This is a genomic window from Formosa sp. F44 (assembly GCF_056238645.1).
Genome location: NZ_JBWDLJ010000002.1, coordinates 596051 through 621840, shown reverse-complemented (window position 1 = coordinate 621840; position 25790 = coordinate 596051). Strand labels below are relative to the sequence as shown.

The following is a 25790-nucleotide window of genomic DNA, read 5'->3' as shown; positions in this document are numbered from 1 at the left end:
ACGATTGCTTAAAGTCTTTAACTCTGAATTAACTTTAATGTAGTATTGAGTAATGATGAATTAAGATTAGCATCGAAATTTTTAAATTAAGATCGGAGTTTGATCTCAATATTCTTAACGCTTTGTAAATCTGATTTTCTACGGTACTTACAGATATATTTAACCGACTAGCAATTTCTTTTGGAGCAATATCTTCATAGTATCGGAGTTTAAAAATCTCTTTACATTTTAAAGGAAGTTTTTCGTCAATAATGGTGCTAATAAGACTTAACGTTTTTTCATCGTAATTTAAATCTGCGGGAAGATCGTCGTGTAAAAATAAAGATTCGATGTGCTCTAAATCTACAGAGGTAATTTTTCGCTTTTTTAATTCATTAACACATTGATACTTTACGGCCTGATATAAGTATGCTTTTACATGAGAAATATCGGAAGAATACGATCTTTTCCAATAATCTAGAAATACATCTTGAACGATATCTTCGGAAGTAGAACTGTTTTTTAAAATATTAAAGGCATAAATATACAACCCACTCCAATAGGTGTTAAAAACAACATCGAAATCAAGCTCAGCTTGTTGATTCATACATAATAACTTTTTTCAAAGTTAACAAGTAATCAAGCATCATCTATATTAAGCTTATGTAAACTAATCATCTGAGATGTACGATCCTCACTACATATTAAAAGCAACTATTTTTTAACGATATCTTATATTTGAAAATATCACATAAACCCCTCTTGGCTTAGAAAACGGTTTATGTGATACTATGCTTTACTAATTTACATGGTAAAACCGTAAATCCGCTTCTTGTTGTCTGGCAGAACTAAAATTAGAAACCCGTTTTAAATACCCAATAACGCGTGTCCCATAATCGACATCCTGAGAGCCACAAGAACTGCATGTTTGACGTGTTTTCTTATCGATAGTATTGCACGTATTACAAATTGTGATTTTGACATTAAAACAAAAATAATTACACCCAGCTCTAGCTGTCGCATGAATTAGTTTTAAAAACCCGTCTTTATTTGGAGCCTCTTCCAAATTTAAATGTAGTGCAGAACCGCCATCTAAATACTTAATAATGTCGTCGCCGTGCAACATAATTTTATCTAAAGTGTTTACCGAAGTGTCTTCAACCGCATAGAAATAAGAATTGTAACATTCGCGAGGAGAAAACAAACCATCTTCCTTATCCCATTTTGCATTTTTAACCCCTAAATTTTCGGCTGGTACAAATTCGGTATTAAACATATATCCGAATTCTTTTTTGGCGTCTTTATTGGCATCATAAATAATTTTAAGATTTGTAGATACAAATGATTTGTAGGTCTCGTTATTCGCTGCGTTAATACCTAAGCTTTCTGCAGCTTCTACCATACCATTAATTCCAATGGTTAGAAACTGTTTTTCTAAAGCGATAAAACCTGAATTATAAACCGGTAACATACCTGCATTTTTATATTCTTCGATTAAGCTTCTGTAAGCCACCTGATATTTCTGTATTTTTTGAATTACAGTTTTTAAATCATCTCCGTTTTGTACCAAACGATTCATGTTTAAGGTAATCACATTTATAGATCCTGTAGACACTCCGCCGGCTCCAAGCGAATAACTAAAGGTATTATCGCTAATTTCGTTTCTTAATCGGCAACAAGACGCTAAACTATCGGCACTTTCAGACTGATATATAAAAAAGGAGTTTCCTTCACTTAATTCGTATGCACACATGTCGGCAAAATCACGATCTACTGGTGCCCCATCCTTTACTAACATGGCCGCCGTAACCACAGGAAAAGTCAATACTGCTTTTTCGCGTTCGGCATTAAACCACGTCATGAAAAATTGTTGTAATTTATTTAAGCTTTCTAATTCTGGTTTGCTCATATCCGGAAACACAAATGCACCAAACAAACTTTCAAAATATTTTTTGTCGTATAAAGAAATATTCCAAAATACAGATTGATATCCTCTAGCAGCTGCTGGCTGATTTATAGCATATACAACATGTTGTAAATGATTTTCGATGGTTTTAGTGTGGCTAATTAAATAATCTTTGCCAAAATCTTTACGTGCGAAATAATCGAAATACAACAAAAATTCTACTGTTGCCAAAGCACCTGCAAACTGAGAACTCACTGCAAAAACAAGATTTACAAACTCGCCACAAAAACTTTCTAAATGTTGTGGTGCTTTACTTTCTCCTCCTAACTTTGTTAATCCATCAAACAAAAACGGATACATGCTTATAGATGCACAGTACGGCTTTAAAGAGGTTTCGTCGTGCACATATATTTCATGCGATTCTATTTGCCTCACATATTCGTTAGCCAAATCGTCGCCAAATAAGTCTGCTATTTTATTTTTCACCAACTGCCTGTTAACCTGAATATTTATGTCTTTATTCAGTTCGGCTTCCATAGTGGCTATATTTTTAGAAGACACATTAGCATTGGCATCCATTTTAGAGCCATCGGCGGCATTAGATGCACTGATATAATTACTAATGAAATTAATTTTTTTACTGACCTGTTCTTGGGTTAATCTAATCATGGCTTAATGGTTTTTAATAAATAGGTGATTTAATAACGCATTTGATTGTACGTGTGTAAATTTTTGATTGGTAGATAAAGCGTCTAAGCCTCCTAATTCCGAAATCCACTTCCCTGTTTTTATCCAAGTGAGCTCTCGTAATATATTTGTACTTACACGGTCCTCTCCTGTGTATAAACATGTTTTATAATCTAATTTCCGGGCGTAATGCAGATAATTTACAAGTTGAGGCTCGTACCATTCGCCTCCCATAAATAAAACACAACTGGCAAACCCTTTGTATTTGTTTAAGGTATGCTTATAGGTTTCTAAAGTGAGTGGTACGCCATTTTTCTCTTTCCATAGCGTAGGAGAATGACAGCCTTTACAGTGTAGTTTACAGCCACAAATGCTAAAACAAATGCTAATTTCTCCAGGAACTTCTTGGAGTGCAATCTGAATGTTTGAGTAATACATTCTTTTTTTAATTAGTCGACAAACAGATACAAACAGACCGTTTTATCGATAGGTTAATCGTCAAAAAGCTAAGAGTATTTCTAATAAGAATATTCTATGCCATACACTTTTTTCCCGAAAGCTCGACATGATTTGAATTTGGCAGGTCTTCTGACTCGCTCCTGTTTTACGCCTTCCCATTTTAAAATATTAAAACAGTGACTAAAAGAATGTAAAACATTTTAGAGAGCTTACAGCTGCGGGAACAGTTTAGGTTTTTCACCTAATTCCCTTTTAATCCCTGTATACTAGCGATGTATACTAAGAACCAAATTCTAAGTTAAAGATAATTAAGAAATCACGATGTAAATTATAAGTGCGGATATTTTATTAATAGAGTTGTTAACACTTCTAAATGGGAGTGTATTATTTAATCCATTATAAAACCGAATCATTCCTAATTGTTGCGTTTTAAAATTATGTGGTTAATCGAAAAATAAAGATCTAATTCTACAGCTTTAGGTTCTCGACTCCGCTCGAACGCCCTAAAAAGCATGGGGTTTATACTGTTTACATGTAATTTAAAAGAGAAGTTAAAAGATTAAAAATTTAAACGGTATTCGAATCACCAGAGAATGGCTTCACGATAATTTACAAACTAGTTTTTATCCTACAGATAGCTTTTAAAATAGAACCTTTCTGCAACCACCAACACGTTAGGCGACAGGCAAACCTTTTCCTTGTTTTTTCATGATACCTAGTAGAGATTTTGCATCAATATCAATTTTCTGCACCATTTTATTATCTACAACCAAAACTTCTCCCTCTAAGGCATTTGTTGTACTCGGAAAAAACACCACCGAACTACTAGTTTTTTCATCTATTAAAAGACCTGGTTTATTACCCATTGGTGTACTAACCAATACTGATGTTCTGTTATCTGGTTTCGGATTTATTTTATTCTCAAGCTCAGTTTTATATTTACTATATCCAGGAATAACATCCAGCATCATACCTTCAAACCAATCGTAAAATCTCATAAAACGCGGTAAAGTTGCCAGATAACCAAAAACATAGAAAATAATCAGTATTAATAAACCTGTTGTAATGGTTAAAGAATATTTTCCGAAGAAATCGTCTAAGTGCAAGTTATGAACAACTATTTTTCCGAGATGACTGACTTTGTACCATAATTTTTCAATGACAATAAAAAGAATAAATATGGGTAACAAATACATCATCCCACTTACAATTTTATTTTTTGGTTTTACGAGACGTTTTTTGTAATCCTTCATTGGTTTTAGGTTGGTTAATTGGTATAAAATTCTGAGCTCAAATTATATCACTTTATAAAAACAAGATAGAATAGTACCCCAGTGTAGGTTAAAAGTAAATAAAAAAATTAATAATTAGATTTGAAAAACAATTTTATAAACTGTTAAGAAGTAATTTATTTTTTCGTTTTGACATGAGGTCAGGACCATACTTGGTGGCAAGTAATAACTCACAAAGTTGAAAATCATAGTCATAAGTCATAAGTCATAAATTATAAAACAAAAAAAGCCGACTATAAATAGTCGGCTTTCTCTTATTGTGCGGGCGGAGAGACTCGAACTCTCACACCTCGCGGCACTAGATCCTAAGTCTAGCGTGTCTACCAATTCCACCACGCCCGCAATAAGGTGTGCAAATATAAAAATTACTTTCAATAAACAATTCAACTTTTGAAAAAAAATTCAACATTTTTGTATTTTTGTAGGAAACAGAATAATTCCACATGAAAAATATCTCGACTTACATCGAAAATAACAAGGATAGATTTTTAAACGAACTTATCGAATTACTTAAGGTACCGTCTGTTAGTGCCGACTCAGCATATAAAGACGACGTTTTAAAAACTTCAGAAATCGTTAAAACACGTCTTGAAGAAGCAGGATGCGATCACGTAGAAATTTGTAAAACCGATGGCCATCCCATTGTGTATGGTGAAAAAATCATCGACAAATCACTTCCAACTGTGCTTGTTTACGGTCATTACGACGTACAACCGGCAGATCCAATCGAACTTTGGACGTCTCCACCATTCGAACCTGTAATAAAAACTACCGAAACACATCCCGAAGGTGCTATTTTCGCGCGTGGTGCATGCGACGATAAAGGTCAGATGTACATGCATGTAAAGGCATTGGAATTCATGACCAAAAACGACGAGTTACCATGTAACGTAAAATTCATGATTGAAGGTGAAGAAGAAGTTGGTAGTGTAAACCTAGCAACCTTTGTAAAAAACAATCACGAGAAACTTAAAAACGATGTTATCCTGATTTCAGATACGGGAATGATTGCGAAGGATGTGCCTTCTATCACGACAGGATTACGCGGATTGAGCTATGTTGAGGTTGAGGTTACCGGACCAAATCGCGATTTACACTCTGGACTTTACGGTGGTGCTGTTGCAAACCCAATCAATATATTAACTAAAATGATTGCATCTCTTCACGACGAAAACAATCATATTACCATTCCTGGTTTTTACGACAAAGTAGAAGAATTGTCTGCAGACGAGCGTGCTCAAATGGCTAAAGCGCCTTTTAATTTAGACAACTATAAGAAAGCTTTAGATATCGACGCTGTTTACGGCGAAGCTGGTTACACAACAAACGAACGCAATTCTATCCGCCCGACGTTAGACGTTAACGGTATTTGGGGAGGTTATACCGGCGAAGGTGCAAAAACCGTTATCGCAAGTAAAGCATTTGCAAAAATCTCTATGCGATTAGTGCCAAATCAGGATTGGAAAGAGATAACAGACTTGTTCCAAAAACACTTCGAAAGTATTGCTCCAGATGCGGTAACCGTAAAGGTAAAACCTCATCATGGCGGACAAGGATACGTAACGCCTATAGACAGCATTGGTTACCAAGCGGCATCGAAAGCTTATACCGATACGTTCGGGCAAGCGCCAATTCCACAACGAAGCGGAGGAAGTATTCCTATTGTATCGCTTTTCGAAGACGAATTACAAAGCAAAACCATTTTAATGGGCTTCGGATTAGACAGCGACTCCATTCACTCGCCAAACGAACATTTCGGAGTATGGAACTACCTAAAAGGTATCGAAACCATTCCAATGTTCTACAAACACTTTACAGCATTGTCTAAGTAATTTTAGACTTCATTTATAAAAAAATCCGTTCAATATCGTGTTGAACGGATTTTCTATTTAATCCCATTTGGGCGTTACCTAAAGGTCGCGCTTTCCGTTATATCTTTTTATTACATATTACCTTACCTCAGCAATTTTATGCCAAGCACCTTTAAGCTTTAATTAAAATGCATTCTTATCATCTCATAAAAAGGATGCCACTGCTATCCCTAACGCAAAACGTCCAAATCATTAAAATAAAGAGCAAACACAATAATCGTATTTGTTTTTGTAAATTACTTCAACTTTTTCGGGAGACCTTTTCATCTTCTGACCATTAAGTAATAAATACGTTTTATGAATGACAAGCATATTTTAGAACTTTTTAGAACCGGTCAGCGAGAACAAGCTTTCAGTAAACTATACAGTTTATATCCAAAAATAGAGGCTTTAATTCTATCTAAAGGTGGTCAGAAACAAGATGCTTCAGATGTGTTTCAGGAAGCGCTCATTATCTTGAATAGAAATCTCGAAAAGTCAGATTTTAAACTCACGTCTTCCTTTTACACCTATTTATATTCGGTTTCACGATTTATATGGAAAGACACTCAGAAGAAAATCACCAAAGACAGCTTACAAAATTTAAACGCATTAGAACTAGAACAGGCTCAAAGCGTTTTAGAAGAACAAAAATACCAACATGCCGAGCGTGCATTCCTCGAATTAGGAGAACGATGTCAGCAACTTTTACAACTGTTTTATAACAAAGCCATGTCTTTTAAAGAGATCGCGCATGTTATGCAATTTAAATCCGAAAAAATTGCAAAAAACCAGAAGTATAAGTGCTTAACCAAAGCTAAGGACATCTATAAAACAAATCAATCCCTTCAATCTTAATTCGAGACATCATGGAAAATCATATAAAAGACATCGCGTTTATCAATGGGTATTTAGATAAAACATTATCTAAAAAAGAAACACTCCTTTTTGAAGAGCGGTTAAAAACAGATTTGCAATTCAACAGTTTGTTTGAAGAGCACACCACCCTTATAGAAGGCATTAAACGTCAACAATTAAAAGCTGAAATTATTTCGGGAAAAAAAATATACACGAGATACAAATGGCTTAAATATTTTGGATTCACGACTCTAGCATTGGTAATTATTATTTCCGTATTTATTTTTACTACGGCCAATAATTCAGAGGTTATAAAAAAAGATAACAGCACTATAGAGGTCGTTACTCCTACTCTTTCAATAGACACTTTAACATCTTTAAAAACAACCACTGACACAGTTGTGGAAAAAAAGATTACAAAAGTCCCCCAAGAACAAACAAAAACAGCTGTAGTAAAACCCGAGGTAAAAACAAAAATAGCTAAAGTTAAAATACCTGAGAAACCTTTCCAAACCATTACTTTTAATGCAGAGAAAGACACCACAATTGTTTGTAAAGAAGGCACTAAACTAACAATAAAAAAAGGGTCTTTTCTAGATAAAAACAACACTGAAATTACAGGCAATATAGATTTAGAAGTCACAGAATATTACACGCTTTCCGATATGGTATTAGCTCATTTATCTACGCAGTCTGATGAAACACTTTTAGAAACCGGAGGCATGCTAAATATAAAAGCTTTCCAAAATAATGCACCCTTACACTTGGCCCCAAATACAACCATTGAAATTTTATTTCCTAGTAAAACACAAAAGAAAGGCATGCAACTTTTTTCGGGAGCATGGGATAGTGGAAACATAAATTGGACACTTCAAAATAATAGTGACACAGAAGTCGCTGTAGTTGAAGAAGTCGTATTAGACATGGCGCAAGAAGAGCAGGTAGAAGTTCCCTTTTCGATTGTTGAAATTCCTCCAGCATATCCAGGCTGTGAAAATCTGGAACCCGCGACACTTAAAAAATGTACCGCTAGTGCCATTAGTAAATTTGTAATGGCCAACTTTAACACTGAAATCGCCATGAACTTGGGATTAACAGGAAGACAAAGAATTTATACAATTTTTAGGATTAATCAAGAAGGCAGACCTGTATCTATCATGTCTAGAGCATCTGACCCAGAATTAGAAATTGAAGCGAACAGAGTTATAGCCTTATTGCCTAAAATGACACCCGGGAAACAAAGAGGAAAAACAGTAATCGTCCCCTACTCTTTGCCCATTGTTTTTCAGGCCGAAAGCAATCAACTATCTGCTCTTACAGAAAGCACGCCTCGAAAAGAAACTCTAAAACGAGATTCCATTGTAAATAAAAAGTTTGAAGATAAATTAAATCAGAACTCCGCAAGCGTTAAGGCCTACGAACTAAATGGTTATATTTTAAGAACTTCAAAATTAGGTTGGATTAATTGCGATCGGTTTATTAGAAGACCCAACATACCATTTAAACTTAAAATTAAAAATGCGGGCGACGACATTAGAGTTAACATGGTTTTTAAATCTATAAAGTCCATTATACCAAGTAGCAAAATCGGTGATGTATTCGATTTTAAAAGGGTACCAAAAGATGAAAACGTAATACTTATAGTTATTAAAAAAGATCAAGGAAAATTATACTTAGGAAGTGTAGAAACTAAAACCGCAGAACATCCCAATATAGAATTTGTTTTTAAGGAAATAACCTTGGATAATCTACACGAAGAAATAGAACAACTACATAATACGTTTTAACTTAAGGATAGTGTAAACCTAAAAAAATCCGTTCCATAGCGTTTTGAACGGATTTTTTATTTACACCCATTTCGGCGTTACCTAAAGGTCGCGCTTTCCGTTATATCTTTTTATTTCATTTTTACTTACCTGCGTATTATTTAGTCTAAACAAATGCTTCGGCTTCAATTCAGATGCATTCTTATGAGCTCATAAAAAGGATGCCACTGCAATCGCTAACGCAAGAGCCTATGGCTTATTTCAACTTTATAAAATCATTACATCCTTAGTCTTTAATAATCTTATACACTCCTCTTTTATTTGCACTTTCTACACTTAAAAAGTAAATCCCTTTAGCCAAATCATTCAGCTGTAATTCGGTAGTTTCTTTGTCCGAAGTTAGATTTAAAACCGACTTCCCGGACACATCGTAGAGAGTAAAATCTGCACTTTCGGCAACAGGTCGTTCTACCGTTAAATGAGATTGTACGGGATTAGGATACAACTTAAGCTCCGATTGTAAAAATGTTGGTAAACCTAAAGTACCAAACTCGTAGCAATCACTAAATTCTGTACAAGATCCCGAAGTAATTTCAACTTTATAAGTTCCGTTTTCTGTAGGCAAATAGGTTTGAAATGTTGCATCTGCAATAGCTACACCAGTAGTACAATTATACCATTGGTACGTTGCCGACTCCTGAATGGCTTTTAAACTATTACCCGTTTGGATTACCGTATGATCTACTCCCGTTAACACCGCTTTAGTCGCCATATAACCCGCCGATAACTTTGTCATTTCGTGGAAGTATCCTAAATTAAATAATTCAAACCGATCGTCTTTAGAATGATACTTGGGATTCTGGTCTTTTTCAGACCATGCTTCTCCAACTAATACAGCCGGATATCCACGATTCCAAAAACTGGCATGATCACTATATTCAGTTCCTGGAATTACAATATTCGCATTCAATTTAAACGGATACGAACCTAAAACTGCAACTATATCGTCGCTCATACCTTGCGAGCCTTCATTATTGCGTTTTACGTCAATATCAAAACTTTGGTCATTATCTCCATCGTATCCAATCATATCTAGATTGTAAACACCTAAAATTTCATCTCCATTAGTTTTAGCTTGTTCTGCATAATAATTAGAACCAATTAATCCAACTTCTTCTTCGTCCCAAAGGGCATACACAATTGTATTCTCTAGACATTGCCCGGACAATACTCTTGCGACCTCTAACAGTGCAGCGACACCACTAGCATTATCATCGGCACAATAGTTAGCAACAGCATCGTAATGGGCACAAATCATATATACTTTTTCAGGGTGTGTTGTACCATATTGTGTGGCGATAATATTACGCCTGTTGTCGTCGCCATTTATTAACTGCGTTTCTACAACCATGTTTTCTAACTTATCTAGTTTTTCAAATACGTAGGTCGCCGCCAAATTATTATTACTAAGCCTTCTATCTAATATAGTAATTGTGTTTCCGTTAACTACCGTTGGTACTTCTCCAGAAAACTCTTTTACAGTAAGGGATAAGGAATCTAAATTTACGGAATTAATAATATCGGTAACCGATTGGCTATAGGACGTTATAACACTTAGCAGACAGCCAAGCAGCAGAAAATAGGATTTATTCATTCTAATGAATGTTAGATAGTTACACTCAAATATAATCTAATTAATTTTTTATTGAAGTGTTTTTTAGCCTTTTGAAATCATATTAACGATACGTCATAAAAACTCAAAATTGAAGATAAATTATCAATAAAAACCTTTAAAATTGAGAAAAACGAATCATAATCATATGATATGATTATGCCTGTGTTTGATATCTGTGCGATAAACTTGGCTATTCCAGAAGATATTTATTAATTTTAGAGCTATGAAAAACACAGCTTTAATCGATTCCGATTTTATTGAAGATTCAACTCATTTTAAAACCTTAGTTGACGCTCTAAAAACGGGATTTTCCTCGAACGACTATTTAGTGCCTATGCGCCATCATCATGATTTCCCTAATCCGGAATCAGAATTAGATTCTACGTTACTTTTAATGCCTGCCTGGAATCCTGGACAACATGCAGGAGTAAAAATAGCGACCGTTAGTCCAGAAAATGGAAAATACAATTTACCAGCGATTCATGGAACGTATCTTTATCTAGATGCTGTAACAGGAAAATTAAAAGCGATTTTAGAAGCAAAAAGCTTAACTGTAAAACGAACTGCGGCTGCTTCGGCTTTGGCGTCTTCATTTTTATCTAGAGAGAACTCAGAATCCTTATTAATGATTGGAACGGGAGCACTATCTACCAATCTAATTGAAGCCCATGCTAGTGTTCGTCCAATAAAAAGAGTGTATGTTTATGGACGTGATTTTAATAAAGCGAAAGCCATTTGCGAACAATTTACTTCTTCACAATTTACGGTTGAGCCTGTAAAAACTATTGAAGAAAAAATAAGCGAAGTCGATATTATTTCTACTGCAACCTTATCGCCCACACCTCTTGTTTTTGGGAAATATTTAAAAGCCGGTCAGCATGTTGACTTGGTTGGCGCTTATAAAAAAGATACCCGCGAAGCAGACGACGAAGCCATTTTAAAATCGTCTGTGTATATAGACACTTACCAAGGCGGATTAAAAGAAAGTGGAGATATTCTTATACCGCTTACTACCGGAATTCTTAAAAAGGAACAAATTCAAGCCGATTTATTCGAGCTGTGTGGGAATCTAAAAACCGGACGTAAAAACGACACTGAGATCACGCTGTTTAAATCTGTTGGTCATGCGTTAGAAGATTTATTGGCCGCGACCTATTATGTAGATAAATACACAGAAGCACATTCTTAACTTATATAAACACTAGTGTAATTAAAAATAAAAACGAGCTGTAAAATTAATTTACAGCCCGTTTTTTTTAATCGTATAAAGTGAAATAATTCTTATAATTTCTTCACATATTTTGTGATAATCACAATTTGCTGACTACCCACTTTACCTTCAATATATTCGGCATTTTCATGATCTAAACGAATATTTCTCACCGCGGTTCCTTGTTTAGCAACCATACTAGATCCTTTTACTTTTAGGTCTTTAACTAAAACTACAGAATCTCCAGTTTCTAAAACCACGCCATTCACATCGCGATGAATTATTTTAGCACTTTCGTCTTCATGTTCTCCTGTTGCACGCGCTAAAGCCATAGCCTCGTCGTCTAGATACATCATATCTATTAAATCTTTTGGCCAACCTTCTCCGCGTAGACGTTGTAACATTCTCCAAGACAAAATTTGCACGGCAACATGCTCGTTCCACATGCTATCGTTTAAACAACGCCAATGGTTTACATCCATATCTACCTGGCCTTCTATTTGCTCAAAACACGTATTACAAACCAACACACTGTTATCGACATTTTCGTTTAATGATGGCGGTAAAGTATATTGTTTTAATTGTTCTTTTGAAGTACAAAGCTCGCAACTTTTATTACTACGATCTTCTAAAGTCTGTAATACACTCATTATTTTATTTATTTTAGAATCGTAAAAATACGTTTTAAAACGAATTACGACAAACGAATACTCTAGTTTAAATCTGCACCTTCACTTTTAATCAAAAAAAAATGGCATTACAGATTAATCTTTAATGCCATTTTTAAAATCACTTTTTTTATTCGTTTTATTTTGAAAGCCCAAATGGATCTTCAATACTATATGCTGGCTCCGTAAACCATTTTGGTCCGTTTTCGGTCATATAAATATGATCTTCTAAACGTATCCCAAATTTATTCGGCACCACTAACATAGGTTCGTTACTAAAACACATGCCTTCTTCTAAAACAGTCTGATCTGTTTTTACCAAATATGGCCATTCGTGAATATCTAATCCAATACCATGTCCCGTTCTATGTGGCAAACCTGGCAATTTATAATCTGGTCCTAAGCCATTTGCTTCTAATGTTTTTCTTACTGCAACATCTATAGAACCACAAGTATTTCCTAATTGAGAAGCCTTAAAAGCAGCAAATTGTGCTTCGCGCTCTAAATTCCAAATACGACGTTGTTCATCTGTAATATCGCCATAGACATAAGTTCTGGTAATATCCGAAATATAATCGTGTAGCTTACAACCAGTATCGATAAGCACCACATCATTTTCTTCTAGATCTTTTGGTTTTTTCACACCATGCGGAAACGAAGTATCCACACCAAACAACACGATGCAGAAGTAAGAGCCTTCGGGAGCACCGTAACGTTTATGAGCTTCATGAATAAAATCGACCACGGTTTGTGCTGCAATTCCTGGTTTTAAAATACGTGCAACAGCCTTATGAATATCCATTGTAATATCCATCGCAGTCTGCATAATAGCTATTTCTGCGTTAGACTTTATCATGCGACAACCCGCTGTTATGGACTTTGCATTTACCAATGTATAATCGGTTTGGCAGTTTAAAATACCATCCACAATAAAGAACGGCGTTACCTCGTCCATTGCAATATTACCTTTAGAAATTCCGTTTTCTTTTAAAACAGAAACAAGCAATTCAAACGGACTTTCATGTTCTTCCCAACCGTGAACTGGACCTTCAAATTCCATAAAATCTAAAATGGTACCTTCTTCAAAATGAGGTGCGATATAATGAATACTCCCGTCAGGCAATAACAAAGCACCAACCATACGCTCGCTAGAATTCCATTTTGTCCCCGTAAAATAATAGAGATTGGTCCCAGCGTGTAAATAAACTGCCGAAACATTTTCGGTAGCCATTATTTTTAGAGCGCGATTAATACGTTCCGGAAAAGCCTCCTTTAGTATCGGCTCAACTAAATGTGCTTTTGGCTGTATTGCTTCTAATTCGGCTTCGATTGTCGAGCCTCCTAATCCTAATGTTGTCATGTTATAAATTATTTTTCATTAGTGCCTCAATCTCTTCAATTTCAATAGGCATAGCTTCAGTTAAATTGTAACAACCATCTTCTGTAATTACATAATCGTTCTCTAAACGACAACCTATACCTTCTTCCGGAATATAGATTCCAGGTTCGCAAGTAAGAACCATACCCACTTCAAACGGACGAGAATACAAGCCAACATCGTGAACGTCTAGACCAATATGGTGTGCCGAATTATGCATATAATACTTTTTATATAATGGTTTTTTAGGATCTTGTTTCGCAACGTCTTCTGCATTTAACAGACCTAATTTTATAAGTTCTGCTTCAACCAATTTCCCCATTTGTTGTTCGTATTCGGCAGATAACACTCCCGGTTTAAACAACTTACTTCCTTCTTTTAAGCAATGTAAAACAGCAGAATATACGGCTTTCTGACGTTCCGAAAATTTACCATTTACAGGAAAACAACGCGTGGTATCACTATTGTAATTAGCATAACACACCCCAAAATCCATTAAAATCATATCGCCATCTTTACAGACGTCATCATTCGTATTATAATGTAAAGAGCACGCATTTTTTCCTGAAGCAATAATAGCATTAAACGCATGACGTGTCGCCCCGGATTTTATTAAATTATAGCTTAGTTCTGCTTCAATTTCGTATTCTTTTATTCCCGGTTTTGTAGCTTTTAAAGCACGTTCAAAACCTTCAATACTAATATTTGCAGCATGTTGCATTAAGTCTATTTCGACCTTAGACTTTATTGGACGTAAATCCCGTGTAATTTTGGAAACACGATGTAAATTATGCAATGGATATTTTTCTTTTACCCACAAAATCATGCGATCTTGTTGCGTTTGCTGATTAAAAGTTACACGCTTTACATGTTCGTTATGTCCTAAGTAAAAGCCATCAGCTTCAAACGCCATAAGTTGTAATAATTTCTCAAAATCCTGAACCCATTCTACGCGTTCTACTCCTGAAATGGCGGTTGCTTGTTCTTTGGTTAACTTTTCGCCATCCCAAATTTTAATTTGTTCGGACGTTTCAATTACAAATAAGATTGCTCTATTTTCTGGCTTAGCCGCGTCTGGATACAATACCAAAATGCTCTCTTCCTGATCGATTCCCGAAAGATAAAACAGATCGTTGTTTTGGGTAAATCCCATAACATCGTCTGCGTTATTATGGTTAACATCGTTAGACGTTAATACTGCAATGGTATTCGGTTTCATTTGCGCTATAAAACGGTCTCTATTTTCTATAAAAAGTGTGTTTGAAATCTGCTTATATCTCATATTATATAATTCTGTTTAGATGAAAGTTATCTAAATTAAAGGTGATTTTTTTGAATGTAAAACATACTGAACTTAGGATACCCAACCTTAGAAATATCATGTTGTATTTAGAGGAATATGGCGTATACTGTTACAAATTCAAAGATAAGATAATCCGTTGGGAGAAGCCTTGCTCTTACCAAAATATTAAAATAGAGCACATAATTTGATGTACTTGGAATATTACAAAACGATAATGTACAGAACTAAATTATATTACGACTCGGTAAGACTATCTCGCAACTTTTTTGGCAACCCTTTTACCACCAAATCGTAAGAATGATCGATTAGTTCTAAAACAAACGGTGAAGGCAAATCGCCTTGATTTAATTTTAAGGTATTCCAATGTTTCTTATTCATATGAAATCCCGGAATTATACTATCGTAATTTACACGTAGGTGTTCTGCCCGTTCGGGATCGCATTTTAAATTGATAGCTGGCTCACCTTCTTCCCAACCTTTTAAAGATGTAAGAAGAAACATTTTACCTAAAACTTTCAGAACTAAAGTATTAGAATCGAATGGAAACGATTCGGTTACACCTTTCTTTTTTAAACAATAGTCGTGAAGTTGTTCTATATTCATGGCGTGTCTTTAGATTTCCCAATAACGCCTAAATGTGTATTATGAAAACTATCGTTATATTTTAAACCATAGTCTAAAATGCGGTCGAAGGAGGCGTGTCCAAACATAATTACACCTGCTAGTTGTAAGCCTTCAACAGCAAAAAAAGAACCTAAAATATATAAGAGAATGGCAATACCTTTATGATGTAGAATATTGTAAAAAAACGCCCCTATTTTATTACTAAATACATAGCCTACAAAACCTGCATCCGGCAGAAAAAACAAAACTAAATACAGCCACCAAGCATAAGATAGCTCACTAAACATCCAAACGGATAAAGCCAACATGGCGAATTCTTCTAATTTTAATATCGTTTTCAACTTATTGTAGTTTTTCGATGGTTTTGTCTTCAATTTTTAATGCAGAATAATCCAATTCCCAGTCTATGGTTTCCACAATTTTTTCAATCATTAAAATGGCTTGAAGTGCTTCTTTTCTAGCTGTAATCATAAGTCCACTTTCAGGAATTTTATCTAAAATGTGCTGTTTGGCTTCTTTATTTAATACGGTTAAGTCTTCTGAAGCAAATCTATTAAATAAACCGTTTTTAATATCGTAGTATTTCATATCGGGCTCTATAGCCAATACCTCTGGCTGTGGCATATGCTCGATCACTATTTTTTTATCGTCTGTATTAGCATGCATCTTTAGTTTCGTTAAATCATAACCAATATGCACTTTTGCATTAATAACAATTAAGGCTTTTCGTTTACTAGATAACAAACCTAAAAAATGATCTTTAATATTTTCGTGATGATAGATTTCGGCAAATTCGCCTTCTACAGTAATTAATTTACAGACACTTTTTATCTTTTCTAAAAGTACGGCAGATTGCTTTTCAGTCAGTTCCTTTTTTTCCTTCTTTTTAAACAAAGTAACTACCCAATATGTAGTTATAACTCCCAAAAGAACCATTAATATATTTTCGAACATAGCTATAAATCTAATCAGTAATCACCTGATATAATACGGGTTTACTAGGCGTTGCATCGTTTTCGAAAGGGGCAATTTGTAGGTTTAGAAAATAAGTACCGTCTTCTACGAAGTTCTGCACATAAATAAATTCGGTAATGGTTGCATGCTTTCTAATCTTCCCTTTTGTGTTCCAGAATGCATTGTGCGCTAACCACTCGCCTTCATCCTTTTCTTTATCGATACTCGGCAAATCTACTAACAAATGCTCTACTCCTTTTTCTCGTAAATAAGTAGCTGCATCTTCTAAGAGGTACGGCGGATTGGTATGTGAGTATTGCTTATTTAGTTTATCTAACGTATTCGGAATTGTTCTTATAACCACAGCTTTTCGTTTTTTATTTCCTAAAGCGAACTGAAGCTGTTTTTTAGAAATCACCAAATCGTCTCCCATTTTTTCTACCACGACAGTAATCACTTCTGCTAAAAAGAAAAACTGTTTAAGATTTTCATTTACCGAATAAAAGTCTTCTGTAATATGCCCCACACATTCGGTATGTGTACCATGCGCATGCGGATTAAAAGAAATATTATTAAAATTTACAGATGCTCCTTCCGAAACTTGTGCCGAGAACCCTTGATCGTCTATCGCGGGATCGATCTTTGGAGGCTCTAGGTAATAGGCCGAGACATTGGTACTCGCCGCACGCAATGGGATCGATATATCTATGGGTTTTGTAAAATCTATTTTATATTTTTTAGAATTAGTTTGTATGCTTGCAATCATAATAAATACTACATTTTAAATCTTAAAAAGCTGAGACGCAATGCCGTCGCTTAAAAACTTACCTTTAGTGGTTACTTTAAGATTATTATCTTCAATATACAACAATTCTTCATTTAAATATTTATCTGCTTGTGCTAAAATATATGTTTTAAAATCAGAACCAAAGACAGCCACAATCGTTTCCAAAGAGACTCCCCAAATGGTACGTAATCCTGTCATTACATATTCGTTATATTTATCGTTAACGGATAATATTTCTATTTCACTTGGTAAGGTTTTTAACTGAATTGCTTGAATATATTTTGAATTATTAGAGATATTCCAACTGCGTGATTCTCCAGAAAAAGAATGCGCCGACGGACCAATACCTATATATTTTTTGCCTTTCCAATAGGCAGAGTTGTTAATACTAAAATACCCCGGTTTACTAAAATTAGACAGTTCGTAATGTATAAAACCAGCTTCTTTTAATTGATTGATTAACATATGAAACTGAGCTTCTGCATGCACCTCATCTACATCTTCAATCTTTCCTTTTTTTATTAAGGTAGCTAAAGCTGTTTTAGGTTCGACGGTTAGGGCGTAACTTGAAATATGCGGAATATTAAAATCTAAAACAGTTTGAATATTTTCCTGCCATTGCTCATGTGTTGCTCCTGGAATTCCGTAGATTAAATCGACCGAAATATTATCGAAATACTGAGTTGCTAACTCTAAACAGTGCTTCGCTTCCGTCGCATTGTGTGCGCGATTCATTAGTTTTAAATCGGCTTCAAAAAACGATTGTACGCCTATACTTAAACGGTTTATGTTACTTTTAGCTAGCTCTAATATTTTAGTTTCCGATAAATCGTCTGGATTGGCTTCTAAAGTAATTTCAGGGTTTTCAATCACTGAATAATTATCGTATACGGCTTTTAAAATGGTTTCTATTTCTTCTAGAGATAGCAAACTAGGCGTGCCGCCTCCAAAATAGATTGTAGCAACCGTATCGTTTTCAAATTCAGATTTTCGTAATTCTAATTCTACAATTAAAGCATCAATTAACTCATCTTTCTTTTTTAAGGATGTAGAAAAATGAAAATCGCAATAAAAACATGCTTGTTTACAAAATGGAATGTGGATATAAATGCCAACACCATCCACACGTTCTTTGTGATTAGAATCGGTATTTATATTCATTTTTTAATGCTATTTATTCTCGTTTTTGAGACTTTAGGAGCGGTAACGCGCTTCTCGTTTTGCTTCACAAAAGCATCCCAACCGGTATAGTTCTTCCCAACTTCTACACGACCTTCATTATAAAAATGACACACTGCAGCGGCAAGTCCATCGGTAGAATCGAGATTTTTAGGAAGTGATTTCAATCCTAATACACTTTGAAGCATTCTAGCAACCTGTTCCTTACTGGCATTACCATTTCCGGTGATCGCCATCTTTATTTTCTTTGGCGAATATTCGGTAATTGGGACTTCGCGAGACAAACCCGCAGCCATAGCTACACCTTGCGCACGCCCCAGTTTTAGCATACTTTGTACGTTCTTCCCGAAGAAAGGAGCTTCAATAGCTATTTCGTCTGGGTGATGGGTTTCGATAAGCTCGATAGTCCGCTCAAAAATGAGTTTTAACTTGAGGTAATGGTCATCGTATTTTTTTAAATCTAATTCATTTAATTGCAAAAAAGACATGGTTTTCCCCACAACTTTTATCAGTCCAAACCCCATAATGGTGGTTCCTGGGTCAATCCCTAAAATAATACGTTCTTTACTCATTAATTACAATAATAACATCCGCTCAAAGATAAGGAAACACCAATAGTAAATGTAAACATACTGCCATTAAAAGCACCCAGTCCATTAATTGCAGGCGTATAGGTGTCTGGCTTTGTAAATCCGTGAATATAAGAGACATCGAAAAACACCCCGGTGGTTCGACTAAGGGCATATAGTGTTTCTACTCCCAATATAAAATTAAAATAACTCTGATCGACCTCTCTAAGTCCTTCTAAAGGTCTTACTAAAGTAAAACCAAGACCGCCATGAGCTTGGAATTGAAAATTAGATTTTTTATCGAAGTTAAAAAGGTGTGTATAATCGTAAACCGCTTGTCCGTTTATGCGGGTATAGTTAATCTTAAATTCATCGTTTTCACCTTTAATACGACTGAATCCTAAATCTAACTTTGCGCCCAATTTTTCGGTAAACATATATTGCGCTCCAAGAGTGACGCTAGGCAAATTAAATTCTTTGGCACCATAACCTTCGGCAAATCCTGAATTGCTTACATGATTCCCTCCTACTGCAAATTTTAGTCTTAGTACGTCCTCGTCTATTTGAGACATCCCTTGAAACGAGAAGAAGAATAATAGAATAACTACGGTAGAAATGTATTTTTGTTTTTTAATTTTAGAAGACATCTTACAATAAAAGGTTTAATTTGCACTATGTACGCCAAGGCACTTATTTATAAATCGCACGCATTCTTAATATACCTCGTTAAGATAAGTATAATTGCCTTTAGTTTTTACTTTATCTACTCGAAACTAGTGCATAACGACAGTTTATCGCTTGCAGAATTTTGGACTATTTTAAATTCTGAAACTGTTTTCTCGATACAATCCCTGCTACTTATTACGGTATTATCTTGTTTAAATTGGTTTTTTGAAATTTTAAAATGGAAGTATTTAGTAAGTACTTTTAAACCGATTTCTTTAAAACGCGCTACCGAACAAACTTTAGGCGCACATACGGCTTCTCTTTTTACGCCTAACCGTATTGGAGATTATGGTGCGAAGGCCTTATATTTCCCTTCCAATCTTAGAGCGAAAATAATGGGATTAAACGGACTTGGAAACTTCGCTCAAATGTGTGTCACCACCTTTTTTGGAAGTTTGGGTTTACTATTTTTTACCAGTACATTTCCTATACATTTCGATTATAAAACACTGCGTTGGTCGCAATATTTAATTTTCGGACTCTTAGTAATAGCTCTAATAGTACTAGCAAAAACCTATCTAAAACCAGAAACATGGCTTTTAAAAATTAAACGCTTTTTATCGGCTATTTCTCTTAGTTTACTGATGAAAACCCTCTTATTTTCGACGCTAAGATATTTTATTTTTTCATTTCAATTTTACCTATTACTGCAATTATTTCAAGTAGATTTAAGTTACCTAAACACCATGATGGCTCTGTCCAGCATGTATCTTTTAGCTTCAATTCTCCCAAGTGTTTTTATTTTTGATGTGATTTTAAAAGGTAGTATTGCAGTGTATTTATTTTCTTTTTTCGACATTAATGGAACTATTATATTAAGTTGCATTACACTTATGTGGATTTTAAACGTGGTTTTACCAAGTCTTTTTGGAAGCTATTTTGTTATGCGTTTTAAACTTCCAAAATCTTAACATATGATAATTTTTAGTCTAATCACATTAACATTATACACCTTTTTAATTGGGAGTTTGTATTGGGGATTTACAAAAGTTAAGACGTTTAAACCTCATACGCATTCTAATGAAACCAGTTTCTCTATTGTTATCCCCTTTAGGAATGAAGCCAAACATTTACCTGAATTGTTACACTCTATTTCTGAATTAGATTACTCTAAAAATCATTTTGAAATTCTTCTTATAAATGATGGGTCTGAAGATATTTCCGAAAGTATTGTTAACCATTTTACACAAACACATCGTGAGTTACAAATTACATTACTCCAAAATAAACGCCACTCTAACTCGCCTAAAAAAGACGCAATTAGCTTAGCGATTTCTCATGCTCAATTCAGCTGGATATTAACTACCGATGCCGATTGTGTACTGCCTAAAACGTGGCTAAACACCTTTAATGCTTTTATTCAAGGGCATCCGGATTGTCAATTAATTGTGGCTCCTGTTACCTATTTTACCACCTCTAAATTTCTAAATATATTTCAGTGGTTTGATGTGATGAGTTTGCAAGGTGCCACTATTGGCGGATTTGGAATACACCAACCTTTTTTATGTAATGGCGCTAATTTGGGATATAAAAAACAAGCCTTTTACGATGTAAACGGGTTTGCAGAAAATGATGCTATTGCCAGTGGTGACGATATTTTTTTACTTGAAAAAATAAGCAAGAAATACCCTGAAAGTATTCAGTATTTAAAATCTACCGATGCTGTAATTTACACACATGCGCAACCTACTTTAAAAGATTTAATTAGTCAGCGTAAGCGTTGGGCATCTAAAACAAAAGCCTATACAAACAAGTTTAGTCAGATTACCGGACTCTTGGTTTTAAGCACGAATGCCTTATTAATCTGTTTATTTATATTTATGTGTTTTGGAGATTTTTCACCGACTTATTTCACAGGTATGTGCGCCGTTAAATTTGTTGTAGACTTTATGCTTATCTATAAAAGCGCGGTATTTTTTAATCAGAAAAAAGGATTAAAATGGTATATAATTATCGCTATATTATATCCTATATTTTGCTTGTATGTAGCCGTAGTATCGTTATTTACATCGTACGCTTGGAAAGACAGAACATTTACGAAATAGAATTTAATTCACTTTAATAATAATAGGAAGTATAAATTCCGAATTCACTTTTTGTCCGCGTTTTATAGCAGGCTCGATAGTTGGCAGACTATCTAAACTAGAGGTCACTAAGAATTTAATATTCGGTATTTCGGCTTGAGTGAGCGAATCGACTTTAAAATTTAGCAGACTTAAATCGCCTGTATCCGAAATTTTAAACTGAATGAGTAATGTATCTAATACATCGCGGTTTACAATAATGCGCTCGGCTTCCAAACGTTTTAAAATTGTGGTTGCTAACGTTTGCTCGAAACATTGTTTTCTATACTGTTGCGTGGCCGATGTTTCGCAAGATGAAAAGGTAGGATATTCATCGACTTCATTCCACGTAAACGATTGTAATTCTTCGTTTAGAATAGCTTCAGTAGATGTTTTTTTCACCTTTAAATCGTCGCAAGCGCAGATTAATAGTAATGCAAGTATAAATACGAAATGCTTCATAGTTTAAGATGAAAATCGAAAATACAATAATTTTAGTATTTAACACTTTTTCGAATGCGATTCTTGACTGAAATTGATAAAGATCAATCTATTTGCTCTAAATTTCTTAGAAACAAAAAAAACCGAAGTGATTAGCTTCGGTTTTTAACATATATATTAATGGTTTAATCTTTTACTTGAAATACTATTGGTAAAGAATATGGCACAGTAACTTCTTTTCCTTTTTGTTTTCCCGCAATCATTTTAGGCAATAAATTTATAACACGCACTGCTTCTTCGGCTAAAGCGTCTTCTGAAGCTCGGGCTCTCGCATCAACAATATTACCTTGTTTGTCAATTTTAAAAACCACATTAATACGTTGCCTTCCTGAAAGATCTAATTCTCCTGCTAAATCCGTATTATAATTCTTTCCTACAAATTGAGAAACTTTATTAGAAAAGCACTTTTTCTGTTCTTCTGCAGGGAGATCTTCACATCCAGGAAATATAGGAACTTGCTCTACAACGCTATAAGGCACTTCTATATCCTCATCTATTAGAGAATCCTCTTCTATTATTTTAATTTTTACATTCGGATTCTCCTCCATAATCTTATCTATTTTTTCCTGAATCTTATCTTTACTTGTTTGAATTTCGGTAGATTCAGAATTGTCCGCCTCTTTATCACAAGAGGTATACAACAGCATTGCAAAAATCATGGGTACAAGCAAAGCATACTTTACTAAATGGATTTGTTTTGATTTCGATTTTGTTAACATAATGATTCGTTTTTTGATTAATGATTGTTTAAAAAATGGATTGATGAATGAAATATGATTGACATCGAAAACTTGACTCAGCAAGTTTTGATAGTAGGTCACTTTATCTTGTTGCTTTACCACTAAAGCATCGGCAATATATTCGTGAAGTGTAATCATTCTGTTTTGGTACATATACACTAGCGGATTAAACCAAAACACAATACGAAGCAGTTCGAAAAACAATAAATCGGCACTGTGTTTCTGACTTTTATGAACACATTCGTGAGCCAAAATAGTTTGATAATTTTCAGGATTTATGGCATCGCCTAAAAAGACATAATTAAAAAAGGAAAAGGCTACAGAACTGTTTTTTAAGGTGATAATAGTAAGTCCGTTAACCCTATTCTTTTCACTTATATTGATTGTTTTAAAGAGCTTAAACATTTTGACAAGAAATATAAAAACGGACACACTAATACCTACATATAATATGAATTCCCACGACCAAAACGAACTACTATTTTTAAGGTAAACCGTTGGTAATAATTGTGTTTCTATAGTTGATGCATCTGGATTTAAGATTACGGCTGGCAATTGCACAATATAGTTTTGAGGCAAAACATTTCTAAAAGCTTCAATTTTAATTAAAGGCAATACAAATGAAGCAATTGGTGTAAATAATAAGTAGAACCGATTCCAATTAAAGAAGGTTTCACGTTTTAAAAATAAATCGTACACCATTAAAAAGAACAATTGGAACGCTATGGTTTGTAGGATATAGTGTAACATAATTATTTATTTTTTTCGATTTCCTTCATCATGGCTTCTAAATCGTTTAAACTCACATCGTTCTTCTTCACGAAAAATGACACTAAACTTTTAAACGACCCTTGAAAATAATTATCTACCAACGTGTTTAACGATTGGTTACTATAGTCTTGTTTAGAGACTAACGGAAAATAAATATGGCCTTTCCCCTGCTTTTCATAATCTACAAAGCCTTTACTTTCTAAAATACGCACTATGGTAGATACTGTATTGTAAGCTGGTTTTGGTTCTGGTAATTCTTCAATTATAGCTTTTACATTGCCTTGTTCTAACTGCCAAAGCACTTGCATGATTTCTTCTTCTGCTTTTGTTAACGCCTTCATTTAACTAAGTTTTTAGTTTAACCTTGAAACAAATATAACTAATTATTTAGTTTAAACTAATTTCTTAGTCTAAAAAAGTAATTAATAATATATGTAACTTGCCGTACGCTAAATTTAGATTATGGATTTTATTTTAGTTTTTATCGGTTTTTTATGCATGGTTATAGGCTTGCTGGGCAGTTTTTTACCTATACTACCAGGCCCACCAGTAAGTTGGTTAGGACTTTTACTTTTGTACTTAACTAAAGTGATCCCGAACGATTGGACGTTTATTGCAATTACATTTATTATAGCCATGGCTATTGTAATTATAGACTATGCCATCCCTGCCATGGGAACTAAGAAATTTGGAGGCAGTAAATATGGTGTTATTGGGACTACTGTTGGCTTGGTAGTTTCCATAATTTTCCCTGTTTTTGGATTTCTAGGTATAATTGTGTGGCCTTTTATTGGTGCTTTTGTTGGAGAAATGTTGTTTAAAGCCAACCATAAAACCGCTACCAAAGCCGCTTTTGGTTCTTTCTTAGGCTTTTTAACAGGGACACTTTTAAAGTTTATAGTGGGAATTGTGTATTTCGGATTATTTATAAACGTGTTTTGGAAACATAAAGAAGGCTTTAGTTTGTTCTAAAAAAAAGCCTTATAATGAGGGTTATAAGGCTTATATAATTTTAAAACTATCGAACTATTTTAAAGGGAAGGATTAACTTTTAGTTGATACTATCCCAAATATAAATAGTCTGTTTGATATTTAGTTGCGGGAAAACCGTAATTTTTGCATTTTATTGAAAACCCGTCTCTTTTTTTTAATTAATTTTTTAAATGAAGCCTAATTTCTTGGCTTCACTAATTAAAGTTTCGTCTTGACCATCTTCTATACTAAATAATACTTTCAGCTGTTTTTTACGTTTTTCGACACCACTTAAAGACAAATCTACATGTTCTGCTAAATTTTTAGTTTTTACACCCTGAGATAGTAAGTATAAAATACGTCTGTTTTTATCATCTAAATAAATATCACTTATTACGGTTTGCTTCAGGTACTTGTTCACGGTTCCACTATAAAATGGAGGGAAATTTAATATGGCTTGGAAGGCACTTGCTAACTCCCTAGATGTTAAATCACTTTTTATAAGAAAGCCTTCAGGATTTAATTCTTCTATAATATTATGAATACGATACGTTTCATTAAACATGGTTAAAATTACAATCTTGGCATTTGGTAAAATCTTACGGGCATATCTAGCCAGATCTTCACCACTTGTAAATTGATCGTCTGAAGAAGGTGGGATTTTTATATCTATAAACAGAATATCGTAATGCTCTTCTTTACGAATACTACGGTGCATCGCTTCTATAGACTGATCGCAATTATTAGCAACATCAATTTTTAATTCTTGTTCTGGTTTCTTGGTAGACAATAATGTATTTTGATACCCTTCAAGAATCATGGGATGATCGTCGGTCATTAAAATTCTAATAAGTTCGCTCATATTTCTTGATT

At 34.4% G+C, this 25790-nt stretch carries 26 protein-coding genes, 1 tRNA gene and 1 riboswitch; of the genes, 7 read left to right on the top strand and 20 right to left on the bottom strand.

The genetic code is table 11. From position 1 onward, the window contains the following. Nucleotides 1-34 precede the first annotated feature (34 nt). The 5 genes from AC0UBM_RS07770 to AC0UBM_RS07750 form a co-directional block, all read right to left on the bottom strand. Nucleotides 35-586 carry an RNA polymerase sigma-70 factor gene (locus AC0UBM_RS07770; RefSeq protein WP_434037509.1) on the bottom strand — a complete coding sequence of 184 codons (552 nt, stop codon included), beginning with the start codon at nt 584-586 and terminating at the stop codon, nt 35-37. A gap of 192 nt (nt 587-778) precedes the next feature. After that, nucleotides 779-2554 (bottom strand): anaerobic ribonucleoside-triphosphate reductase, encoded by a 1776-nt coding sequence (gene nrdD, locus AC0UBM_RS07765; protein ID WP_475688233.1) that lies wholly within the window; start codon nt 2552-2554, stop codon nt 779-781. 3 nt (nt 2555-2557) lie between these two features. Continuing rightward, nucleotides 2558-3010, bottom strand: a complete 453-nt coding sequence (nrdG, locus tag AC0UBM_RS07760) for an anaerobic ribonucleoside-triphosphate reductase activating protein (RefSeq protein ID WP_475688232.1) — start codon at nt 3008-3010, stop codon at nt 2558-2560. A 123-nt stretch (nt 3011-3133) separates the two neighbouring features. Then, nucleotides 3134-3337, bottom strand: a riboswitch (cobalamin riboswitch). 368 nt (nt 3338-3705) lie between these two features. Then, nucleotides 3706-4284 (bottom strand): hypothetical protein, encoded by a 579-nt coding sequence (locus tag AC0UBM_RS07755; protein WP_475688231.1) that lies wholly within the window; start codon nt 4282-4284, stop codon nt 3706-3708. A gap of 299 nt (nt 4285-4583) precedes the next feature. Beyond that, nucleotides 4584-4665 (bottom strand) — tRNA-Leu (locus AC0UBM_RS07750). Nucleotides 4666-4766: 101 nt separating this feature from the next. Between AC0UBM_RS07750 and AC0UBM_RS07745 the strand changes: the two genes are divergently transcribed. The 3 genes from AC0UBM_RS07745 to AC0UBM_RS07735 all read left to right on the top strand — a co-directional run bounded on the left by AC0UBM_RS07745 (nt 4767) and on the right by AC0UBM_RS07735 (nt 8818). After that, nucleotides 4767-6155 carry a dipeptidase gene (locus AC0UBM_RS07745; RefSeq protein ID WP_475688230.1) on the top strand — a complete coding sequence of 463 codons (1389 nt, stop codon included), beginning with the start codon at nt 4767-4769 and terminating at the stop codon, nt 6153-6155. A 336-nt stretch (nt 6156-6491) separates the two neighbouring features. Next, entirely contained in the window at nt 6492-7031 is a 540-nt protein-coding gene (locus AC0UBM_RS07740; RefSeq protein WP_475688229.1) for an RNA polymerase sigma factor, read from the top strand. Between the two features lie 11 nt (nt 7032-7042). Next, nucleotides 7043-8818, top strand: coding sequence for a hypothetical protein (locus AC0UBM_RS07735; protein WP_475688228.1), 1776 nt, complete (start codon nt 7043-7045; stop codon nt 8816-8818). 265 nt (nt 8819-9083) lie between these two features. On the opposite strand, the gene AC0UBM_RS07730 is transcribed toward AC0UBM_RS07735, so the two are convergent. Beyond that, complete coding sequence (locus AC0UBM_RS07730; protein ID WP_475688227.1) at nt 9084-10451, bottom strand: M28 family peptidase; 1368 nt, start codon at nt 10449-10451, stop codon at nt 9084-9086. A 244-nt stretch (nt 10452-10695) separates the two neighbouring features. Between AC0UBM_RS07730 and lhpI the strand changes: the two genes are divergently transcribed. Continuing rightward, nucleotides 10696-11661 carry a bifunctional Delta(1)-pyrroline-2-carboxylate/Delta(1)-piperideine-2-carboxylate reductase gene (gene lhpI / locus AC0UBM_RS07725; RefSeq protein ID WP_475688226.1) on the top strand — a complete coding sequence of 322 codons (966 nt, stop codon included), beginning with the start codon at nt 10696-10698 and terminating at the stop codon, nt 11659-11661. A 92-nt stretch (nt 11662-11753) separates the two neighbouring features. Here the strand turns inward: lhpI and AC0UBM_RS07720 are convergent, their stop codons facing one another. The 10 genes from AC0UBM_RS07720 to AC0UBM_RS07675 form a co-directional block, all read right to left on the bottom strand. Beyond that, entirely contained in the window at nt 11754-12332 is a 579-nt protein-coding gene (locus tag AC0UBM_RS07720; protein ID WP_414036411.1) for a PhnA domain-containing protein, read from the bottom strand. Between the two features lie 157 nt (nt 12333-12489). Continuing rightward, nucleotides 12490-13710 carry a M24 family metallopeptidase gene (locus tag AC0UBM_RS07715; protein ID WP_475688225.1) on the bottom strand — a complete coding sequence of 407 codons (1221 nt, stop codon included), beginning with the start codon at nt 13708-13710 and terminating at the stop codon, nt 12490-12492. Nucleotide 13711: 1 nt separating this feature from the next. Beyond that, on the bottom strand, nt 13712-15010 hold the full coding sequence (locus tag AC0UBM_RS07710) for an aminopeptidase P N-terminal domain-containing protein (protein ID WP_475688224.1): 1299 nt from the start codon (nt 15008-15010) through the stop codon (nt 13712-13714). A 255-nt stretch (nt 15011-15265) separates the two neighbouring features. Next, complete coding sequence (locus AC0UBM_RS07705) at nt 15266-15634, bottom strand: MmcQ/YjbR family DNA-binding protein (protein ID WP_475688223.1); 369 nt, start codon at nt 15632-15634, stop codon at nt 15266-15268. Next, nucleotides 15631-15996, bottom strand: a complete 366-nt coding sequence (locus AC0UBM_RS07700) for a DUF4260 domain-containing protein (protein ID WP_475688222.1) — start codon at nt 15994-15996, stop codon at nt 15631-15633. Before AC0UBM_RS07700 ends, AC0UBM_RS07705 begins: the two co-directional genes overlap by 4 nt. 1 nt (nt 15997) lies before the next feature. Further along, complete coding sequence (locus AC0UBM_RS07695) at nt 15998-16609, bottom strand: DUF4230 domain-containing protein (protein ID WP_414036416.1); 612 nt, start codon at nt 16607-16609, stop codon at nt 15998-16000. Between the two features lie 10 nt (nt 16610-16619). Further along, on the bottom strand, nt 16620-17375 hold the full coding sequence (locus AC0UBM_RS07690; protein ID WP_414036417.1) for a cyclase family protein: 756 nt from the start codon (nt 17373-17375) through the stop codon (nt 16620-16622). 15 nt (nt 17376-17390) lie between these two features. Then, a complete protein-coding gene (gene hemW, locus AC0UBM_RS07685; protein WP_475688221.1) occupies nt 17391-18557 on the bottom strand; it encodes a radical SAM family heme chaperone HemW in 1167 nt (388 codons plus the stop codon). Next, nucleotides 18554-19147 (bottom strand): crossover junction endodeoxyribonuclease RuvC, encoded by a 594-nt coding sequence (gene ruvC / locus AC0UBM_RS07680; RefSeq protein WP_038532190.1) that lies wholly within the window; start codon nt 19145-19147, stop codon nt 18554-18556. Before ruvC ends, hemW begins: the two co-directional genes overlap by 4 nt. After that, the gene (locus tag AC0UBM_RS07675) at nt 19147-19791 is read right to left on the bottom strand and encodes an outer membrane beta-barrel protein (RefSeq protein ID WP_475688220.1); all 645 of its coding nucleotides are present in this window, start codon (nt 19789-19791) and stop codon (nt 19147-19149) included. The genes ruvC and AC0UBM_RS07675 overlap by 1 nt, the downstream gene beginning before the upstream one ends. Before the next feature lie 129 nt (nt 19792-19920). On the opposite strand from AC0UBM_RS07675, the gene AC0UBM_RS07670 reads away from it, so the two are divergent. Beyond that, nucleotides 19921-20781 (top strand): hypothetical protein, encoded by an 861-nt coding sequence (locus AC0UBM_RS07670; protein WP_475688219.1) that lies wholly within the window; start codon nt 19921-19923, stop codon nt 20779-20781. Nucleotides 20782-20784: 3 nt separating this feature from the next. Beyond that, a complete protein-coding gene (locus AC0UBM_RS07665) occupies nt 20785-21915 on the top strand; it encodes a glycosyltransferase family 2 protein (RefSeq protein WP_475688218.1) in 1131 nt (376 codons plus the stop codon). 3 nt (nt 21916-21918) lie between these two features. Here the strand turns inward: AC0UBM_RS07665 and AC0UBM_RS07660 are convergent, their stop codons facing one another. From AC0UBM_RS07660 to AC0UBM_RS07650, 3 genes are all read right to left on the bottom strand, one after another. Continuing rightward, nucleotides 21919-22395 (bottom strand): hypothetical protein, encoded by a 477-nt coding sequence (locus tag AC0UBM_RS07660; RefSeq protein ID WP_414036422.1) that lies wholly within the window; start codon nt 22393-22395, stop codon nt 21919-21921. A 164-nt stretch (nt 22396-22559) separates the two neighbouring features. Next, nucleotides 22560-23924: a M56 family metallopeptidase gene (locus AC0UBM_RS07655; RefSeq protein ID WP_475688217.1), complete on the bottom strand. Its 1365-nt coding sequence runs from the start codon at nt 23922-23924 to the stop codon at nt 22560-22562. A 2-nt stretch (nt 23925-23926) separates the two neighbouring features. Next, nucleotides 23927-24286, bottom strand: a complete 360-nt coding sequence (locus AC0UBM_RS07650; protein WP_414036424.1) for a BlaI/MecI/CopY family transcriptional regulator — start codon at nt 24284-24286, stop codon at nt 23927-23929. A 121-nt stretch (nt 24287-24407) separates the two neighbouring features. Between AC0UBM_RS07650 and AC0UBM_RS07645 the strand changes: the two genes are divergently transcribed. Then, nucleotides 24408-24917: a DUF456 domain-containing protein gene (locus AC0UBM_RS07645; RefSeq protein WP_414036425.1), complete on the top strand. Its 510-nt coding sequence runs from the start codon at nt 24408-24410 to the stop codon at nt 24915-24917. 187 nt (nt 24918-25104) lie between these two features. Here the strand turns inward: AC0UBM_RS07645 and AC0UBM_RS07640 are convergent, their stop codons facing one another. Then, on the bottom strand, nt 25105-25779 hold the full coding sequence (locus AC0UBM_RS07640; protein WP_414036426.1) for a response regulator: 675 nt from the start codon (nt 25777-25779) through the stop codon (nt 25105-25107). Nucleotides 25780-25790 lie beyond the last annotated feature (11 nt).

Excerpts from the sequence above, each read along its gene's own strand:
- AC0UBM_RS07770 (WP_434037509.1), bottom strand. The coding sequence starts at position 586 with ATGAATCAACAAGCTGAGCTTGATTTCGATGTTGTTTTTAACACCTAT.
- AC0UBM_RS07745 (WP_475688230.1), top strand. The coding sequence starts at position 4,767 with ATGAAAAATATCTCGACTTACATCGAAAATAACAAGGATAGATTTTTA.
- AC0UBM_RS07710 (WP_475688224.1), bottom strand. The coding sequence starts at position 15,010 with ATGAGATATAAGCAGATTTCAAACACACTTTTTATAGAAAATAGAGAC.
- AC0UBM_RS07650 (WP_414036424.1), bottom strand. The coding sequence starts at position 24,286 with ATGAAGGCGTTAACAAAAGCAGAAGAAGAAATCATGCAAGTGCTTTGG.
- ruvC (WP_038532190.1), bottom strand. The coding sequence starts at position 19,147 with ATGAGTAAAGAACGTATTATTTTAGGGATTGACCCAGGAACCACCATT.
- lhpI (WP_475688226.1), top strand. The coding sequence starts at position 10,696 with ATGAAAAACACAGCTTTAATCGATTCCGATTTTATTGAAGATTCAACT.
- AC0UBM_RS07740 (WP_475688229.1), top strand. The coding sequence starts at position 6,492 with ATGAATGACAAGCATATTTTAGAACTTTTTAGAACCGGTCAGCGAGAA.
- AC0UBM_RS07665 (WP_475688218.1), top strand. The coding sequence starts at position 20,785 with ATGATAATTTTTAGTCTAATCACATTAACATTATACACCTTTTTAATT.
- AC0UBM_RS07730 (WP_475688227.1), bottom strand. The coding sequence starts at position 10,451 with ATGAATAAATCCTATTTTCTGCTGCTTGGCTGTCTGCTAAGTGTTATA.
- AC0UBM_RS07715 (WP_475688225.1), bottom strand. The coding sequence starts at position 13,710 with ATGACAACATTAGGATTAGGAGGCTCGACAATCGAAGCCGAATTAGAA.
- AC0UBM_RS07720 (WP_414036411.1), bottom strand. The coding sequence starts at position 12,332 with ATGAGTGTATTACAGACTTTAGAAGATCGTAGTAATAAAAGTTGCGAG.
- AC0UBM_RS07655 (WP_475688217.1), bottom strand. The coding sequence starts at position 23,924 with ATGTTACACTATATCCTACAAACCATAGCGTTCCAATTGTTCTTTTTA.
- AC0UBM_RS07705 (WP_475688223.1), bottom strand. The coding sequence starts at position 15,634 with ATGAATATAGAACAACTTCACGACTATTGTTTAAAAAAGAAAGGTGTA.
- hemW (WP_475688221.1), bottom strand. The coding sequence starts at position 18,557 with ATGAATATAAATACCGATTCTAATCACAAAGAACGTGTGGATGGTGTT.
- AC0UBM_RS07660 (WP_414036422.1), bottom strand. The coding sequence starts at position 22,395 with ATGAAGCATTTCGTATTTATACTTGCATTACTATTAATCTGCGCTTGC.
- AC0UBM_RS07695 (WP_414036416.1), bottom strand. The coding sequence starts at position 16,609 with ATGTTCGAAAATATATTAATGGTTCTTTTGGGAGTTATAACTACATAT.
- nrdG (WP_475688232.1), bottom strand. The coding sequence starts at position 3,010 with ATGTATTACTCAAACATTCAGATTGCACTCCAAGAAGTTCCTGGAGAA.
- AC0UBM_RS07675 (WP_475688220.1), bottom strand. The coding sequence starts at position 19,791 with ATGTCTTCTAAAATTAAAAAACAAAAATACATTTCTACCGTAGTTATT.
- AC0UBM_RS07645 (WP_414036425.1), top strand. The coding sequence starts at position 24,408 with ATGGATTTTATTTTAGTTTTTATCGGTTTTTTATGCATGGTTATAGGC.
- AC0UBM_RS07640 (WP_414036426.1), bottom strand. The coding sequence starts at position 25,779 with ATGAGCGAACTTATTAGAATTTTAATGACCGACGATCATCCCATGATT.
- nrdD (WP_475688233.1), bottom strand. The coding sequence starts at position 2,554 with ATGATTAGATTAACCCAAGAACAGGTCAGTAAAAAAATTAATTTCATT.
- AC0UBM_RS07735 (WP_475688228.1), top strand. The coding sequence starts at position 7,043 with ATGGAAAATCATATAAAAGACATCGCGTTTATCAATGGGTATTTAGAT.
- AC0UBM_RS07690 (WP_414036417.1), bottom strand. The coding sequence starts at position 17,375 with ATGATTGCAAGCATACAAACTAATTCTAAAAAATATAAAATAGATTTT.
- AC0UBM_RS07755 (WP_475688231.1), bottom strand. The coding sequence starts at position 4,284 with ATGAAGGATTACAAAAAACGTCTCGTAAAACCAAAAAATAAAATTGTA.